16 protein-coding genes are annotated in these 16951 nt (G+C 69.8%); 8 read left to right on the plus strand and 8 right to left on the minus strand.

The genetic code is table 11. From position 1 onward, the window contains the following. Window positions 1–96: 96 nt before the first annotated feature. Window positions 97–1362, minus strand: coding sequence for a phosphoserine phosphatase SerB (serB, locus tag AC07FA_RS05670; protein ID WP_479073384.1), 1266 nt, complete (start codon window positions 1360–1362; stop codon window positions 97–99). A 280-nt stretch (window positions 1363–1642) separates the two neighbouring features. On the opposite strand from serB, the gene AC07FA_RS05675 reads away from it, so the two are divergent. Then, window positions 1643–4183, plus strand: a complete 2541-nt coding sequence (locus AC07FA_RS05675; protein ID WP_479073385.1) for an ABC transporter ATP-binding protein/permease — start codon at window positions 1643–1645, stop codon at window positions 4181–4183. Between the two features lie 102 nt (window positions 4184–4285). Here the strand turns inward: AC07FA_RS05675 and AC07FA_RS05680 are convergent, their stop codons facing one another. The 3 genes from AC07FA_RS05680 to AC07FA_RS05690 form a co-directional block, all read right to left on the minus strand. Then, a complete protein-coding gene (locus AC07FA_RS05680) occupies window positions 4286–5047 on the minus strand; it encodes a transglycosylase SLT domain-containing protein (RefSeq protein WP_479073386.1) in 762 nt (253 codons plus the stop codon). A 288-nt stretch (window positions 5048–5335) separates the two neighbouring features. Next, entirely contained in the window at window positions 5336–6415 is a 1080-nt protein-coding gene (locus tag AC07FA_RS05685; protein ID WP_479073387.1) for an S-adenosylmethionine:tRNA ribosyltransferase-isomerase, read from the minus strand. Continuing rightward, window positions 6412–7122 carry an SDR family NAD(P)-dependent oxidoreductase gene (locus AC07FA_RS05690; protein WP_479073388.1) on the minus strand — a complete coding sequence of 237 codons (711 nt, stop codon included), beginning with the start codon at window positions 7120–7122 and terminating at the stop codon, window positions 6412–6414. The genes AC07FA_RS05685 and AC07FA_RS05690 overlap by 4 nt, the downstream gene beginning before the upstream one ends. Window positions 7123–7526: 404 nt before the next feature. On the opposite strand from AC07FA_RS05690, the gene AC07FA_RS05695 reads away from it, so the two are divergent. Together AC07FA_RS05695 and AC07FA_RS05700 are read left to right on the plus strand one after the other, a co-directional pair. After that, entirely contained in the window at window positions 7527–8672 is a 1146-nt protein-coding gene (locus AC07FA_RS05695) for a GAF domain-containing sensor histidine kinase (RefSeq protein WP_479073389.1), read from the plus strand. Further along, window positions 8665–9309, plus strand: a complete 645-nt coding sequence (locus AC07FA_RS05700; protein ID WP_479073390.1) for a response regulator — start codon at window positions 8665–8667, stop codon at window positions 9307–9309. The genes AC07FA_RS05695 and AC07FA_RS05700 overlap by 8 nt, the downstream gene beginning before the upstream one ends. Before the next feature lie 259 nt (window positions 9310–9568). Here AC07FA_RS05700 and AC07FA_RS05705 read toward each other — a convergent pair whose 3' ends face one another. Continuing rightward, complete coding sequence (locus AC07FA_RS05705) at window positions 9569–10357, minus strand: hypothetical protein (RefSeq protein ID WP_479073391.1); 789 nt, start codon at window positions 10355–10357, stop codon at window positions 9569–9571. A gap of 146 nt (window positions 10358–10503) precedes the next feature. Between AC07FA_RS05705 and AC07FA_RS05710 the strand changes: the two genes are divergently transcribed. The 4 genes from AC07FA_RS05710 to AC07FA_RS05725 all read left to right on the plus strand — a co-directional run bounded on the left by AC07FA_RS05710 (window position 10504) and on the right by AC07FA_RS05725 (window position 13717). Further along, window positions 10504–11301 (plus strand): ABC transporter ATP-binding protein, encoded by a 798-nt coding sequence (locus AC07FA_RS05710; RefSeq protein WP_479073392.1) that lies wholly within the window; start codon window positions 10504–10506, stop codon window positions 11299–11301. Window positions 11302–11369: 68 nt separating this feature from the next. Then, entirely contained in the window at window positions 11370–11798 is a 429-nt protein-coding gene (locus tag AC07FA_RS05715) for an NfeD family protein (protein WP_479073393.1), read from the plus strand. Between the two features lie 128 nt (window positions 11799–11926). Next, window positions 11927–12865: an SPFH domain-containing protein gene (locus tag AC07FA_RS05720; RefSeq protein WP_479073394.1), complete on the plus strand. Its 939-nt coding sequence runs from the start codon at window positions 11927–11929 to the stop codon at window positions 12863–12865. A gap of 84 nt (window positions 12866–12949) precedes the next feature. Beyond that, window positions 12950–13717, plus strand: coding sequence for a sulfite exporter TauE/SafE family protein (locus AC07FA_RS05725; RefSeq protein ID WP_479073395.1), 768 nt, complete (start codon window positions 12950–12952; stop codon window positions 13715–13717). Window positions 13718–13778: 61 nt separating this feature from the next. Here the strand turns inward: AC07FA_RS05725 and AC07FA_RS05730 are convergent, their stop codons facing one another. From AC07FA_RS05730 to AC07FA_RS05740, 3 genes are all read right to left on the minus strand, one after another. Continuing rightward, window positions 13779–14285, minus strand: a complete 507-nt coding sequence (locus AC07FA_RS05730; RefSeq protein ID WP_479073396.1) for an HNH endonuclease — start codon at window positions 14283–14285, stop codon at window positions 13779–13781. Window positions 14286–14428: 143 nt separating this feature from the next. Further along, window positions 14429–14962, minus strand: coding sequence for a YbhB/YbcL family Raf kinase inhibitor-like protein (locus AC07FA_RS05735; RefSeq protein ID WP_479073397.1), 534 nt, complete (start codon window positions 14960–14962; stop codon window positions 14429–14431). Window positions 14963–15015: 53 nt separating this feature from the next. After that, window positions 15016–15798 (minus strand): sporulation protein, encoded by a 783-nt coding sequence (locus tag AC07FA_RS05740; RefSeq protein ID WP_185301631.1) that lies wholly within the window; start codon window positions 15796–15798, stop codon window positions 15016–15018. Between the two features lie 87 nt (window positions 15799–15885). Here AC07FA_RS05740 and AC07FA_RS05745 point away from each other — a divergent pair, with 87 nt between their 5' ends. Then, window positions 15886–16527, plus strand: coding sequence for a DNA-3-methyladenine glycosylase (locus AC07FA_RS05745; RefSeq protein WP_479073398.1), 642 nt, complete (start codon window positions 15886–15888; stop codon window positions 16525–16527). Window positions 16528–16951: the final 424 nt, after the last annotated feature.

Below are 16951 nucleotides of genomic sequence, written 5' to 3' on the forward strand. Positions count from 1 at the left end.
GGAGGCCGAGGAAAAAGAGGGGAGGGGGGAGAGAAGAAGGGGGGACGCCCCCCTAACCCCCCCCCCCCCCGGGGCCCTTCCCTGTGCCGTCCCCGCTCAGTCGATCAGACCCTCGGCGGCCTCGACCTCTTCGACCTCTTCGCGCGTGATGCCGAGCAGATACAGCACCGTGTCCAGGAAGGGGACGTTCACCGCCGTGTGCGCGGCCTCGCGCACGACCGGCTTGGCGTTGAAGGCCACACCGAGCCCGGCCGTGTTCAGCATGTCCAGGTCGTTGGCACCGTCACCGATCGCCACGGTCTGGGCGAGCGGCACCCCTGCCTGCTCGGCGAAACTCCGCAGCAGCCGTGCCTTGCCGGCCCGGTCCACCACATCGCCGACGACCCGGCCGGTGAGCTTCCCGTCGACGACCTCCAGCGTGTTGGCCGAGGCGAAATCGAGGCCGAGACGTTCCTTCAGGTCGTCCGTGACCTGCGTGAATCCGCCGGAGACGACGCCCACTTGGTAGCCGAGGCGCTTCAGCGTACGGATCAGGGTGCGGGCGCCGGGCGTCAGCCGCACCTCGGCCCGCACCTTGTCCACCACCGACACATCGAGCCCCGCGAGCAGCGCGACCCGCGCGTGCAGCGACTGCTCGAAGTCGAGCTCGCCCCGCATCGCCTGCTCGGTCACGGCCGCGACCTCGTCCTCACAGCCCGCGTGGGCCGCGAAGAGCTCGATCACCTCGTCCTGGATGAGCGTGGAGTCCACGTCCATGACGACCAGGCGCTGCGCCCGGCGGCTCAGCCCGGCCGATACGACCGCGACGTCGACACCGATCTTCGCGGCCTCCGGCGCCAGCGCGGTCCGCAGGTCCGCGGTGCCCGTGCCGGACACGGCGAACTCGACGGCGGTCACCGGGTACTTCGCCAGCCGGAAGATCCGGTCGATGTTGCCACCGGTCGACGTGATCCTGGCCGCTATGGCGGCGGTCGACTCCGCGGTGAGCGGGTGTCCGAGCACGGTCACATGGGAACGGCCGTAACCACGGGGCCGGTTGTCGCCCGTGCCGGAGATGATCTCGGCCTGCAGCTTCAGCGAATCGGCCCAGCTGTGCACGGTCGCCCGCAGGTCGCCCTCGGTGGTACCGCCCGCGGTCGGGGCGGTGACCAGGGCGCACAGGACGATCCGGCCACGGGTGACGACCTGCTCGATGTCCACGACATCGACGGAGTACGCGGCGAGTGTGTCGAAGAGTCCTGCGGTGATCCCGGGACGGTCCTTCCCGAAGATCTTCACGAGAAGGGTGGGTTCGTCGATGCCCTGACGGGACTCAGGGAGCTCAGGAGACGAGGGAGACTGAGGTGGCTGAGATGCGCTCATGGTGCTCCCACCGTATCGGTCCCGATCCCGCCGCCGACCGCCCGTCCCGCCACCCGGACAATCGAGGCCCCCGGCCGGCTGCGCGGCAGGCTCGGCCGTACTCGTGCGTGATTGTCACCTTTCGCGCTCGTTTCGCCCGAGTCGGCGGTCAGACGGCGCAGGTCTCTGCGCGGTCTTCACTCCGCCCGGCTTTCCGATCGGTGACTGCTCCTGGAATAGTTCCCCACGATGTTCAGCATCCCTGGACTCCCTGTGACGGGAGTCTCTCGGGGGACAACTAGTGGGGCGCGGAGTGCCGGAACTCGTACTGGAATTGAATGGCAGGACCTGGACGCTCGATCCGTCCAGGTCGTACACCCTCGGACGTGATCCGCAGGGTGATCTCATGGTCGACGACGCCAGGGTGTCGTGGCGGCACGCCACGATCAGCTGGGGGGGCCGCAGTTGGTTCATCGAGGACCACGGCAGCACCAACGGCACCTACGTGCAGGGCCAACGGATTCACCAGATGGAGATCGGGCCCGGCTCGGCGGTACACCTGGGCAACGCCACCGACGGACCGCGGCTCAGCCTCAGCGCCGCCGCCGCCGACCTCTACAGCGGTCAGGCCGCGGGCGCCCAGCAGGCCCCCGTACACCCTCCGCAGGGCGGGCCGGCCGGGCCCGACCCGGCCCAGTACCCCCAGCAGGCGTGGCAGCAGCAGGCCCAGCAGGGACACGCCCAGCCGCAGGTCCCGCATCAGCAGGGCATGCAGAAGGCGCCCGCGGCGGGCGGCCCCGGCGGTGTCCCCGGGGCCCAGCCGGTGTACGGAGACCGCAGCCCCACGACGTTCCACCAGCTGGACCTCGGCCGGGTGATGCGCATCGGCCGTGCGCTGGAGAACGAGCTGGTCGTCTCCGACCTCCAGGTCTCCCGCCACCACGCCGAGTTCCACGCGACGCCCGACGGCCGCTTCGAGATCCGCGACCTCGGATCGCACAACGGCACGTACGTCAACGGCCAGCCGCTCAACAAGTCCGGGTCCGCCCTCATCGGCCCGAACGACATCGTCGGCGTCGGTCACTCGACCTTCCGGCTGGTCGGCGACCGGCTCGAGGAGTTCGTCGACACCGGTGAGGTCTCCTTCGCCGCCCGTCACCTCACGGTCACGGTCGACGGCGGCAAGCAGATCCTCCAGGACGTCTCGTTCGGCGTCCCGGAGAAGTCGCTGATCGGCGTCATCGGCCCGTCCGGCTCCGGAAAGTCCACCCTGCTCAAGGCGCTCACCGGCTACCGGCCCGCCAACCAGGGCGATGTCCTCTACGACAACCGGAATCTGTACAAGCAGTTCGCCGAGCTGCGCCAGCGCATCGGTCTGGTCCCGCAGGACGACATCCTGCACAAGGAACTCACCGTCACCCGCGCCCTGAAGTACGCGGCCAAGCTCCGCTTCCCCGCGGACACCACCGAGGCCGAGCGCCAGGCCCGCATCCTGGAAGTCCTCGCCGAGCTCAAGCTCGACATCCACAAGGACAAGAAGGTCACCTCACTCTCCGGTGGCCAGCGCAAGCGCGTCTCCGTGGCCCTGGAGCTGCTCACCAAGCCCTCGCTGATCTTCCTGGACGAGCCGACCTCCGGTCTCGACCCGGGCATGGACCGCGACGTCATGCAGCTGCTGCGCGGCCTCGCCGACGACGGCCGTACGGTCCTCGTCGTCACGCACTCCGTGGCCGAGCTGGCCATCTGCGACAAGCTCCTGGTGATGGCGCCGGGCGGCTCGGTCGCCTACTTCGGACCGCCGGAGGAGGCGCTCAACTTCTTCGGCTACACCACGTGGGCCGACGTCTTCTCCGCGTTCGAGAACTACCGCGACTACGACTGGGCGGGACGCTGGCGGGGCTCGCAGCACTACCAGATGTACGCGGCGGACATCGACGCGGTCGCCGCACAGTCCGTACACATGCCGCCCCCGCAGCAGATGCGCCCGCCGAAGCCGCAGGGCTGGGCGACGCAGCTGTGGACGCTGATCCGCCGCTACACCTCGGTGATCGCGTCCGACAAGGGCTTCATGGGCCTGATGGTGATCCTGCCCGCGGTGCTGGGCATCGTCAGTGTGGTCATCCCTGCCGACTTCGGCCTGGCGCCGCCCACACCGCCGTCCCGGTTCAACGGCGACGCCGGAACGATCATGTTGATCCTGGCGGTCGGCATGTGCTTCTCCGGCGCGGCCAACTCCGTACGAGAGCTGATCAAGGAACGGGTCATCTACGAGCGCGAGCGGGCCACCGGCCTCTCCCGCTCCGCCTACCTGATGTCCAAGGTGATCGTCCTCGGAGTGATCACGGCCATCCAGGGCGTCATCATCTGCGGCATCGGCTTCGCCACCCGCGACCTGCCGGCCGAGGGCCTGATCATGCCGCCGGCCGTCGAGCTCTGCGTCACGATCATCGCGCTCGGTTTCACCTCGATGATGTTCGGCCTGGTCATCTCCTCACTGGTGAAGACCTCCGAGAAGACGATGCCGCTGCTCGTCATGTTCGCGATCGTCCAGGTCGTCTTCACCGGCATCCTCTTCCAGGTGTACGGCTCGCCCGGCCTGGAGCAGTTCGCCTGGCTCATGCCCTCGCGCTGGGCCATCGCCGCCGCGGGCTCGACGCTCGACCTGGCCCACCTCATGCCGCCGTGGGACCAGAAGAACCCCACGGACCTGGACCCGCTGTGGGAGAGCACGGCCGGCCAGTGGGGGATGAACATCTCGGTGCTGCTGTTCATCGGCATCGTCTGCGGCTTCGCGGTCGCGCGACTGCTGCGCCGCCACGAGCCGGAGGTCATGCGCAAGTAGCGCACCCTGCCGCACGCACGCACGCACGCACGGACGCCGGAGGGCGGCACCCCGCACGGGGTGCCGCCCTCCGGCGCATGTCCGGTTCCGACCAGGTGTCGGTCAGTACGCGCTGTTGACGTTGTCGATCGAGCCGTACTTGTCCGCGGCGTAGTTGGCCGCGGCCGTGATGTTGGCGACCGGGTCGTACTGGTCCTTGGGCGTGCCGGCGACGTGGTAGAAGTCGAACGTCGGCTTGATGACCTGCAGCAGGCCCTTGGACGGGACACCGTTGATGGCGTTGATGTCCCAGTTGTTGATGGCACGCGGGTTGCCGCTGGACTCACGCATGATGTTCTTGTGCAGCCCGTGGTACGTGCCGGGGATGCCCTTGTCCTTCATGATCGCGAGGGCCTCGCGGATCCAGCCGTCCAGGTTGTTGGCATAGACGGGCTTACGGGCGACGCTGCGGCTCGCAGCCTCGGAGGAGCGCTTCTTGGCGTCGGCCTTCGCCTTCGCGGCGGCAGCGGCCTTGGCCTTGGCGTCCGCGGCGGCTTCGGCCTTCGCCTTCGCCTGAGCGGCGGTCTTCGCCTTGGCGGCGGCGGCCTTGGCCCGGGCGGCGTCGGCGGCCTTCACCAGGCTTTCGGCGGTGGAGTGCTGCTCGATAATGCTGGCCTGCACGGTCTTGGCCTGCGGGGCACCTGCCGCGGAGGCGAAGACGACCGGAGCGGCGGACAGGGCCTGGGTGCTGGTTTCGGCGCCGGCTTCGGCGGGAACGAGGGAGAACGCGAGGGCAGCCGCGCCAAGCGCGGAGACTCCGGCGACGGAGAGCTTCTGGGTCTTGTTCAGGCGACGGCTACGGCCGGGAGTGCTGGACGCGAACATGCAGACGTACCTCTTCGAATAGCAGGTGTCCTCACGGAGGACGAAGACGGGAGCGCCGCAGTGCGCATCTCCGTCGGGGACGAGTGCAATTCTTAGCGCCAGCAAAATGCTGTGGCAAAGGTGTGACGTACGAAGCCGGGTAGTGGATCAGGTGCCCGCTCTGCCCGGCTTGCCCGCACTCATGCCTGCATGATTGCCCCTTTTGTATCCACTAGTGGTCTTCGTAAGTGACGTGGGTTATATGCGGGGGCTCACACGGGGCCCCCTGTGAACTCACCGGATGTTGCTTCAGCAATGCGGAGCGTGAGGCCCCTTGGCCGGCTCATCCGGCAGCAGGAGATGGACGTCCCCGAACTCGTGCCAGAGGTAGGACCGCCGCAGCGCCTCCGCGTATCCGCGCCGCAGCGCCTCCCGGCCCGCGATCGCCTCCAGCATCAGCAGATGCGAGGCCTCCGGCTCGTGCAGCCCGGTCAGCAGCCCGTCCACCGCCCGCACCCCCCGCTGCGGCGTCACCACTAGACCGGTCCAGCCTTCGGCCGCCCGTACGACCCCGTCCGCCCCCACCGACGACTCCAGGGCCCGCACCGCCGTCGTCCCCACCGCGACGACCCGCCCGCCGCCCGCCCGCGCCGCGTTCACCAGCCACGCCGTCGCGGCCGGAACCGAGAACCACTCCGGGTACGGGGGCTCGTGCGCCTCCGCCGAAGCCACCCCCGTATGCAGCGACAGCGGGGCGAACTGCACTCCACGGCTCACCAGCGAGGCCACCAGGGGCGCGGTGAAGGGCCGCGCGGCGCTGGGCATCTCCGCCGAACCCCTCCCGTCCCGCGAGGGCACGGCGAACACCGTCTGGTACGCGGACAGCGGCTGATCCCGCTCCGTGTACCCGTACCGGATCGGGCGCCCGTACCGCCGCAGCAGCTCCGGTACGTCGAACGGCACCCGCGCCCACCAGAGCCGGGCCGCCGCCGGTGGGCCCAGCGGCTCCTCCAGTACGAGCTCGTGCCCGCCCGGCAGCCGAACCCGCGCCCCCCGCGGCCCACCCTGCCGCGGGCCCGTCGCCCCCGCGCCGTCCGGCCGCCGCAGCTCCACGGACCACCGCCCGTCCTCACCACGGGTCGAGAAGTGCACCACGATCCGCTCACCGCCCACCCGGCCGTTCACCGCGGCCGGCAGCGTCGTCGACGTGTTGACCACCAGCACGTCCCCGGCCCGCAGCTGCCCGGGCAGCTCCCGGAACGCATGGTGCGAGACCGCGCATCCCCGGGACACGAGCAGCCGTACGTCGTCACGCCCCGCGCCCCGCTGCTCGGCCGGTACCCGCGCCGACAGCTCATCGGGCACCCGAAGGGCCTCCAGCGCGCTCATCGCCCGGCCCCGGAAGGGCCGAGCAGCGACGCCGCCGCATACCGCCCGCTCGCCGGCCGCTTCTCCAGCAGCCGGAGGAACGCCGGAGCCACACTCTCTGGAAGCGGCCTCGGAGCGTCGTCCCCGGGCACCGCCGCCGTATAGAGCTCCGTCCGCATGTCCCCGGGGTCCACCGCCCACACCCGCAGCCCCGGTTCCTCCTCACCCAGCACAGCCGCCAGCTGGTCGAGCGCCGCCTTCGACGCCCCGTAACCGCCCCAGGTCTCGTACGGCTCCGCCGCCGCGTCCGAGCTCACCATCACCACGGCCCCCGCCGCCGAGGCCCGCAGCAGCGGCAGCGCCTCCTGCACCAGACCGAGCGCCGCCACCACATTGGTCTCCAGGGCCAGCCGCAGCCCGTCCAGCGCGAGCGCCTCCAGACGTACGAGCGGCTCGGCCCCCAGCGCGCTCGCATTGCTCACCACCAGATCCAGCGCGCCCAGCTCCCCGGCCGCGGTAACCAGGTCCCGGCGGTGCGCCGCGTCCGTGACGTCCCCGGGCACGGCCACCACCCGGGTCCCGTACCCGCTGCCCAGCTCCCGGGCCGTCTCCTCCAGCGCCCCGGCCGTCCTGGCGTCCAGCACCAGATCCCAGCCCTGCCCGGCGAGCTCCGCACCCAGCGCACGCCCCAGCCCCCTGGAAGCACCCGTGATCAACGCGACCGGCATGACAACCGTCCCCTCGAAACGTCGGCCTTCACCGGGCGACCCCCGGCGAAACCAACGTAGGAACAGCACCCCGCCCCGCGCCTCGTCCGCGAGCCGCACCGCGTCCCCGCACTTCGGCCTAGGACGTGTCCGCTACGTCTCGTCCGGCCCGCAACGTCCCGCACGCACGCCCGCGGCGTTGGCCAAAAGCCCTGGTAGAGGAGGTATCAGGGCTTCCGGCCGCCTTGCGACCGCATGCACCGGACGCCGCCCTTCGGGCGGACGACGCTGTTGTGCGGACACTCCCGGCCCGACCGGTCCTAGGACCCCCCGCGTCCTCCCGCCGAAAGTCCTAGTCCCCCCGCCCGGACACCGGCCGTCCACAGCCCGATACGGCTGTCGCACCCCGCCGGTACGGTGAGCGCATGAGTCATCGCCCACCGTCGGGCCTCGCCGCGGTGAGTGCCGCGCTGCTCGCCATGAGCCGGCATCTCGAAATGCGTGACGTCCTCAAGACGATCGTCGCCTCGGCCCGTGAACTGCTCGACGCCGAGTACGCGGCCCTGGGCGTCCCCGACGACCACGGCGGCTTCGCCCAGTTCGTCGTCGACGGAGTCAGCGACGAACAGTGGAAGGCCATCGGCCCGCTGCCCAGGCAGCACGGCATCCTGGCCGCGATGCTCCACCAGGCGAAGCCCGAGCGGCTCGCGGACGTCCGCGAGGACCCCCGCTTCGAAGGCTGGCCCGACGCGCACCCGGACATGTCCGACTTCCTCGGCCTGCCCATCCAGGACGGCGACGAGATCATCGGCGCCCTCTTCCTCGCCAACAAGCGCTGCCCCAAACCGGCCGGCAGCTGCGGCTTCACCGCCGAGGACGAGGAGCTCCTGTCGATCCTCGCCCAGCACGCGGCGATCGCCCTCACCAACGCCCGGCTCTACGAACGAAGCCGTGAGCTCACCATCGCCGAGGAACGCTCGCGGCTGGCCCACGAGCTCCACGACGCCGTCAGCCAGAAGCTCTTCTCGCTCCGGCTGACCGCCCAGGCCGCCGCCGCCCTGGTCGACAGGGACCCCGCCCGCGCCAAGGACGAGCTCCAGCAGGTCGCCGCCCTCGCCGCGGAAGCCGTGGACGAACTGCGCGCCGCCGTCGTCGAGCTGCGCCCCGCCGCGCTCGACGAGGACGGCCTCGTCGCCACGCTCCGCACACAGATCCAGGTCCTGGACCGCGCCCACACCGCCCGGGTCACCTTCGCGAGCGCGGGAGTACGGGCGCTGCCCGCCGCCCAGGAGGAAGCACTGCTCCGGGTCTCCCAGGAAGCCCTGCACAACGCACTGCGCCACTCCGGCGCCACGCACGTCGCCGTCTCCCTGGTCCGGCACGACTCCGCCGCCGTCCTGCGGATCACCGACGACGGCAGCGGCTTCGACGCCGCGGCCGTCCGGCACGCGGGCCGCCACCTCGGCCTCGTGTCCATGCGCCACCGGGCCGGCAGCGTCGGCGGGAAGCTCAGCGTCGAATCGGCGCCCGGAAAGGGCACCACGATCAAGATGGAGGTGCCCTGTGGCTGACAAGACCATCAAGGTGCTGCTGGTCGACGACCACCAGGTGGTGCGCCGGGGCCTGCGCACCTTCCTGGAGGTCCAGGACGACATAGAGGTCGTCGGAGAGGCCGCGGACGGCGCCGAGGGTGTCGCCCGCACCGAGGAGCTGCGTCCCGACGTCGTCCTCATGGACATCAAGATGCCCGGCACGGACGGCATCGACGCCCTGCGCAAGCTGCGTGAGCTGGGCAACCCGGCCAAGATCCTGATCGTCACCAGCTTCACCGAACAGCGCACGGTCGTCCCCGCGCTGCGCGCCGGGGCCTCCGGCTACGTGTACAAGGACGTCGACCCGGACGCCCTGGCCGGAGCCATCCGCTCGGTCCACGCGGGCCACGTGCTGCTCCAGTCGGAGGTCGCCGGGGCGCTGCTCGCCCAGGACGAGGCGGGCAGCGGTACGGGCCGGGGGAGCACCCTCACCGAACGTGAGCGGGAAGTGCTCGGGCTGATCGCGGACGGCCGCTCCAACCGGGAGATCGCCCGGGCGCTGGTCCTCTCGGAGAAGACGGTCAAGACGCACGTCTCGAACATCCTGATGAAGCTGGACCTGGCCGACCGCACCCAGGCGGCGCTGTGGGCCGTCAGGCACGGGGCAGCCGGCTGAGGAGGGGGGCTCCGGGGCGTTCCATGGCGTGCCAACCCAAGCTCCGGCACCAACCCCAGCCCGTCCGGCGCCCAATCCAAGCCCGTCCGGCGTTTGAGGACGAACCCTTCATGCCCCGGGCCGGCGCCCAACCCAAGCCCGTCCGGCGTTTGAGGACGGACCCCTCGCGCACAGGACCGGCGCCCAAATCAAGCCCGTCCGGCGCTTGAGGACAAAACGGCCCCCGACCCCCGGGCACCCCCGCCCCGCCCGCCAACCGCTACCCCCGCCCCCTCTCCCCGTCCTCCACATACGCGTTGTACGCGGCCACCTGCGCCCGCCGAGCCACCCGCTCCACCGGCCTCAGCGCCTCCCCCCGCGCCGAGATCTCCGCCGCGGTCACCGCCCCGCCCGGCCCGTTCTCGTTCGCCACCGAAACCAGCAGCCCCACCCGCTGAGCCAGCTCCAGCACCCGCACCGCCCGCGGCGGGTACCCAGGCGCCAGCACCTCGCGCCCCCGCTCCGCCCGCGCCCGGTACGCGTCCACGGCAGCGTCCGCCACCGGCCCGGACCCCGCCACGTCCAGCCGGGCCAGCACCGCCGTCGCGTCCCGCAACGCTTCCGCCAGCTCCCGCTCGGCCTCTCCCAGCGACGGCACATCGGCGGGCGGCGCCTCCCGTACCGGCAGACAGCGCCACACCACCTCGACGTGCAGATCCCCTTCGGGCCCCACCTCACGTACCTCCGGCACGAGCCCGTACGGCACCCCGGAAGCCACCACGGCCTCCTCCGCCTCCAGTGCCCGCGCATTGAACTCCGGCGGCCCGCTCAGCCCCAGCGGATGCCCCGCCACCGGCAGCGCGACCCGGAAACCGGTCGCCCCCAGCGCCCGCAGCCGCCCGAGCGCCAGCGTCAGCCCGACCGGCCCCGCCTCACCGGGCACCCCCTCCACGCGGTGCACCGCGTCCTCACCGACAATCGCGAGCGCCGCATCGTCCGGCGATACGAGTCCCGCCACAAGCGCGTTTCCCCAGGCAGCGAAAAGCCCTGAGCGTGGTTCCGAAAGCATGGCGACAGCCTAGGGAATGCGCACCGGGCCCGTCATCACACCGGCCCAGCGGCTGAAGCGCTCCCGGGGTGGCGTAGGTTTTCCCCTGGGAGCTGTGCCTACAGGCACGCGACGATCTCGAGACTGCATGGGGAGACAACGCGCTCATGAGCGATGTACTGGAGCTGGTGGACGTATCCGTGGTCCGCGACGGACGCGCTCTGGTGGAAGACGTCTCCTGGTCGGTCAAGGAGGGTGAGCGCTGGGTCATCCTCGGACCGAACGGCGCCGGCAAGACCACCCTCCTCAACATCGCGTCCAGCTACCTCTTCCCGAGCACCGGCAGCGCCAAGATCCTCGGTGAGCAGCTCGGCGGCGTCGGCACCGACGTCTTCGACCTCCGCCCCCGCATCGGCATCGCGGGCATGGCCATGGCCGACAAGCTGCCCAAGCGCCAGACCGTGCTCCAGACGGTTCTCACCGCCGCGTACGGTATGACCGCCACCTGGCACGAGAACTACGACGCCGTCGACGAGGACCGTGCCCGCGCCTTCCTCGACCGGCTCGGCATGACCGAGTTCCTGGGGCGCAAGTTCGGCACCCTCTCCGAGGGCGAGCGCAAGCGCACGCTGATCGCCCGCGCGATGATGACGGACCCCGAGCTGCTCCTCCTCGACGAGCCCGCCGCGGGCCTCGACCTCGGAGGCCGCGAAGACCTCGTCCGCCGCCTCGGCCGGCTCGCCCGTGACCCGTTCGCACCCTCCATGGTCATGGTCACCCACCATGTCGAGGAGATCGCGCCCGGCTTCACGCACGTCCTGATGATCCGGCAGGGCAAGGTCCTCGCGGCGGGACCCATGGAGACCGAGCTCAGCTCCCGCAACCTCTCCCTCTGTTTCGGCCTGCCGCTCGTCGTCGAGCACACCGGCGACCGCTACACGGCCCACGGACTGCCGCTCTCCTGACGTTCCGCCGGAACAGCCGCCCGCCCGCGCCCTGTTGGCGAGGGCACTCACGGTCCTACGATGACGACGTGGAAATCGACGCGTGGGTGTGGTGGCTGATCGGAGCTGTGGGACTGGGCATCCCGCTCGTCCTCACAGCGATGCCCGAATTCGGAATGTTCGCCGCGGGAGCCGTCTGCGCGGCGGTCGTCGCGGCCCTCGGCGGCGGCATCGTCGCCCAGGTACTGGTCTTCGTCGCGGTATCCGTCGCACTGATCGCCGTAGTGCGCCCGATCGCCGCCCGGCACCGCGCGGGCCGTACTCCCCACGCGACGGGCATCGACGCCCTGAAGGGGCGGCAGGCCGTTGTGCTGGAAAGGGTCGACGGAAGCGGCGGCCGCATCAAGCTGGCCGGCGAGATCTGGTCCGCCCGTTCGCTCGACGGAGACCAGAGCTTCGAGCCCGGCCAACAGGTCGATGTCGTCGACATCGACGGAGCGACAGCCGTCGTCATGTGAGCGAACTGCGCGCACGGCAGCCGGAGTTCTGACAAACTCGATGTCGATCATCATGAGAATTCGACAGTCATGAGATCTCGACCAAGATCACCGCGATCCGTCGGCAACCGAAGGGCACGAGGCACACGATGCAACCGATCATCATCGTCCTGATCATTCTGGTGGTGCTCGTCTTCATCGCCCTGATCAAGACGATCCAGGTCATCCCGCAGGCCAGTGCCGCCATCGTCGAGCGCTTCGGCCGCTATACGCGCACCCTCAACGCCGGGCTGAACATCGTCGTCCCGTTCATCGACTCCATCCGCAACCGGATCGACCTCCGCGAACAGGTCGTGCCCTTCCCGCCCCAGCCGGTGATCACGCAGGACAACCTGGTCGTCAACATCGACACCGTCATCTACTACCAGGTGACCGACGCCCGCGCCGCGACCTACGAGGTCGCCAGCTACATCCAGGCGATCGAACAGCTCACCGTCACCACCCTCCGCAACATCATCGGTGGCATGGACCTGGAGCGGACCCTCACCTCCCGCGAGGAGATCAACGCGGCCCTGCGCGGCGTCCTCGACGAAGCCACCGGCAAGTGGGGCATCCGCGTCAACCGCGTCGAGCTCAAGGCCATCGAACCGCCCACCTCCATCCAGGACTCGATGGAGAAGCAGATGCGCGCCGACCGCGACAAGCGCGCGGCGATCCTCACCGCCGAAGGCATCAGGCAGTCCGCGATCCTCACCGCGGAAGGCGAGAAGCAGTCCGCGATCCTGCGCGCCGAGGGTGAGGCCAAGGCATCAGCCCTGCGCGCCGAAGGCGAGTCCCAGGCCATCCGTACGGTGTTCGAGGCCATCCACGCCGGAGACCCCGACCAGAAGCTCCTCTCGTACCAGTACCTCCAGATGCTCCCGAAGATCGCCGAGGGCGACGCCAACAAGCTCTGGATCGTGCCGAGCGAGATCGGCGACGCCCTCAAGGGCCTCAGCGGAGCCTTCGGCAACCTCGGCAGCGGCGCCCCGGGCTTCGACACCGGCAACACCGGCAAGGAGCGCCGCGAGGAACCCCCCGTCGGCTGACGGAGATCCACCTTCGTGCATGATCAGTGCGGCCCCTCGACCTTCATGGCGGGGAGGCATCACTGACCATCGAAGGAGATGGCCTTGTCCCTCTGGGAAATCCTCGCGATCTTCGCGGCGGGTGTCGGCGCGGGCACGATCAACGCGATCGTCGGCTCGGGCACGCTGATCACCTTCCCCGTCCTGCTCGCCACGGGTCTGCCACCCGTGACCGCCACCGTCTCCAACGCGCTCGGCCTGATCCCCGGCTCCATCAGCGGTGCGATCGGCTACCGCAAGGAGCTCGCGGGGCAACGGCGCCGCGTACTGAAACTCGCCGTCGGCGCAGCCGTCGGCGGCCTCACCGGCGCCATGCTCCTCCTGGCCCTGCCCTCGACGGCGTTCGAGACGATCGTCCCGGTCCTGGTCGCACTCGCGCTCGTGCTCGTCATCCTGCAACCCCGCATCAGCAAAGCGGTCCAGCGCCGCCGAGAGCGCACCGGTACCAGCCCCCATCCCGACGGAGGACCGGCGCTCTACACCGGCCTGGCCCTCGCCAGCGTCTACGGGGGCTACTTCACCGCCGCCCAGGGCATCATCTATCTCTCCCTGATGGGCATGCTGCTCGACGACACCATGCAGCGCCTGAACGCCGTCAAGAACGTCCTCGCCGCCGTCGTCAACAGCATCGCCGCGCTCTTCTTCCTCTTCGTCGCCGACTTCGACTGGACGGCCGTCGTCCTCATCGCCGTCGGCTCCGCGATCGGCGGCCAGATCGGCGCCAAGGTGGGCCGGCGCCTCAGCCCCGCCCTCCTGCGTGCCTTCATCGTCGTGGTGGGCACGGCCGCCATCGTCCAACTGCTGCTCCGCTGACACACGGAAGCCCGCCTCCCCACGGAGACGGGCTTCCGGTACGTCAACGGGCCCAGCCGGACTACGCCGCGGACCGGTCCAGCCACTCCGGCAGCGCCGACCTGTCACCGGCCCCCATCGCCAGCAGCATCGCCTCCGCGGGCGACGGGACGAACGGCTGCCGCAGCAGCGGCATCCCCGCCTGCTCCGGCGTCCGGGCCGCCTTGCGGTGGTTGTCCTCCGCGCACGACGCCACCGTGTTCAGCCAGGAATCCTGACCCCCCTGCGCACGCGGCACCACGTGGTCGACCGTGCTCGCCCTGCGCCCGCAGTACGCACACCGGTGCTGGTCCCGTATCAGCACACCCCTTCTGGACCACGGGGCCTGTCTTCGGAACGGCACCCGTACGAACCGGCAGAGCCTGATCACCCGCGGCACCGGAATATCAACGTCGGCACCGCGCATACGGAGGTCGGGATGCGCCTGCTCGACCACGGCCTTGTCCGTCAGGATCAGCACCACCGCACGGTTGAGAGTCACCGTCGACAGCGGCTCGAAGCTCGCATTCAGTACCAGCGTGTCCCGCATCCCGCCCACCTCCCGTGTGCCGCCCGCCCCCTGGCAGGCCCGGATCAACTCTGGCTGGGCGGGCCGTGATGGACAACGCAATAAAAAAATGCCCTGCCCTGATCTCTCCAAGACCAGGGCAGGGCAAACAGCGGAGAAACTTTTCAGCCCGCCGGAGCCTCGTACTCACCGACGAGCTGAGCGCGGGCCAGCGTGTGGAACCGCAGATTGAAACCGACGACCGCCGGTGACACATCACCGTCGACACCGAGCTTCTCGCTGTCCACCGCGTACACGGTGAACACATAGCGGTGGTTCTCCCCGGCCGGCGGCGCGGCTCCGCCGAAGTCCTTCGACCCGTAGTCGTTACGGACGTGGACGGCGCCGGCGGGCAGGCCGTCGAACTTGCCGCTGCCCGCGCCGGCAGGCAGTTCGGTGACCGACGCCGGGATGTCGAAGAGCACCCAGTGCCAGAATCCGCTGCCCGTGGGGGCATCAGGGTCGAAGCACGTCACGGCGAAGCTCTTGGTCCCGGCGGGGAAGCCCTCCCACCGCAACTGCGGCGAGGTGTTTCCTTCCGCGAGCACCTGGGCGTCCGCGAGCACGCTCCCCGGGTCCAGGTCCTCGCTCACCACGGTGAACGAGGGAACCACGGGATGGAAGTCGTGCGGCAGCGGCGCCCTCTTCGACTGGGTCACGTCAGCACCTCTCCTGAATCGGCTCTTCTGCTGTCAGTGGTCTCCCACCGACCCTAGAGCCAGTTGCGCTGTCCACCGACCTGCGCGAGCCACTGGTTGAGGTACGCCACCCAGTCGGTGCCCTGGAAGTCGTTGTGACCGACCTTGAACGACCGGTAGGAGTCGCTGCCCTCGCTGAAGAGCCCCGGCTTCTTGTCCATTTCCAGCACGACGTCCATCTCGCGGTCGTCCGCGACGAACGTCAGCTCGACCTGGTTCAGCCCGCGGTACTGCTGCGGCGGCACGAACTCGATCTCCTGGTAGAACGGCAGGCGCTGACGCGTACCGCGGATGTGGCCCCGCTCCATGTCCGCGCTGCGGAAGCCGAAACCGAGCTGCCCGAAGGCATCCAGGATCGCCTGCTGCGCGGGCAGCGGGTGCACGTTGATCGGGTCGAGGTCCCCGGAGTCCACCGCGCGGGCGATCTCCAGCTCGGTCGTCACACCGATGTTCATGCCACGCAGGTGCTGGCCGCCGAACATCGTGATCGGCGTCTCCCACGGAATTTCGAGCCCGAACGGTACGACGTGGACGGCACCGGCCTTCACCTCGAAGGCCCCGCCCAGACGCAGCTTGGTGAACTCGATGTCCTGCTTCGTCTCCTGGTCCTGGCCCTCGACCTCGACCCGTGCCTGCAGGCCTACGGAGAGCGCCTCCACCTGCTGGTCCACGGACCCGCCCTGGATACGCACCTCGCCCTGCACGACCCCACCGGGGACGACGTTCAGCTCGGTCAGCTCGGTCTCCACCGAAGCGCCACCGGCACCCATGCTCGCGAGAAGCCTCTTGAAGCCCATGTTTTCTCCTTCTTGGTCCTGACCCCTACATACGCGCCACGACCGTAGCCGGTTCCCGGACGCGCGCTCCCAGTACCCTCGGACGCCATGACCGAGGGCATGGAACGCACGCCGCTGACGCGGGACTTTTTCGACCGCTCCGTACTGGACGTGGCCCCCGACCTCCTGGGCCGCACGCTCGTCCGCACCACGGAGGACGGGCCCATCGAGGTACGGCTCACCGAGGTGGAGGCGTACGCGGGTGAGATCGACCCGGGCTCCCACGCCTTCCGTGGCCGAACCCGGCGCAACCACGCCATGTTCGGCCCGCCCGGCCACGCCTACGTCTATTTCACGTACGGGATGTGGCACTGCCTCAATCTGGTGTGCGGCCCCGAAGGCATGGCGAGCGGTGTCCTGCTCCGGGCCGGCGCGATCGAAGCCGGCGCGGAGTGGGCGCGCAAACGTCGACTCTCGGCCCGCAACGACAAGGAACTGGCCAAAGGCCCGGCGCGCCTGGCCACGGCCCTCGGCGTCGACCGCACCCTCAACGGCGACGACGTCGTAGCGGGCCCCTCGGCGCCCCTGTACGTACTGCACGGCACCCCGCCACCCCGCGACCAGGTACGCAGCGGCCCGCGCACGGGAGTGGGCGGCGGCGGTGCGCACCAGCCCTGGCGCTTCTGGATCGACGGCGACCCGACCGTGAGCCAGTACCGGGCCCACGCTCCCCGCCGTCGAGCGACTTGACTCGGCCCCAGGAGGCCCCTAATGTAGTCCGAGCCGCTTGAACGAAAGCTGTTGTCGGGACGGTTCATCGAACCGGACCCAGGCTTCTCGAAGCGGTCAACCACTACCTACGAGTCACCCTGGCGGGTGCGAATTCGGCATGCCGTAATTCGTCCCATCGGCTCGATTATGAGCCACCAAGGAAATCGGCTAACGTAGTGGACACGCCGAAAGGCAAAAGGCCATTCAACAGGCCGCCGGAATCAAATTCGGACCGGAAACGGAACGGAATGAGTCTGGTAAGGTTGGAACCGCCGGAAAGGGAAACGCCAAAGCGAATTCCTTGAAAGGCGAAACCCGCTTCGACCGGGAATCGGACACGAAAGAGTCTGATAGAGTCGGAAACGCAAGAACGAAGGGAAGCGCCCGGAGGGCCCCGGTGAAA

The organism is Streptomyces sp. NPDC045968, from assembly GCF_056430475.1.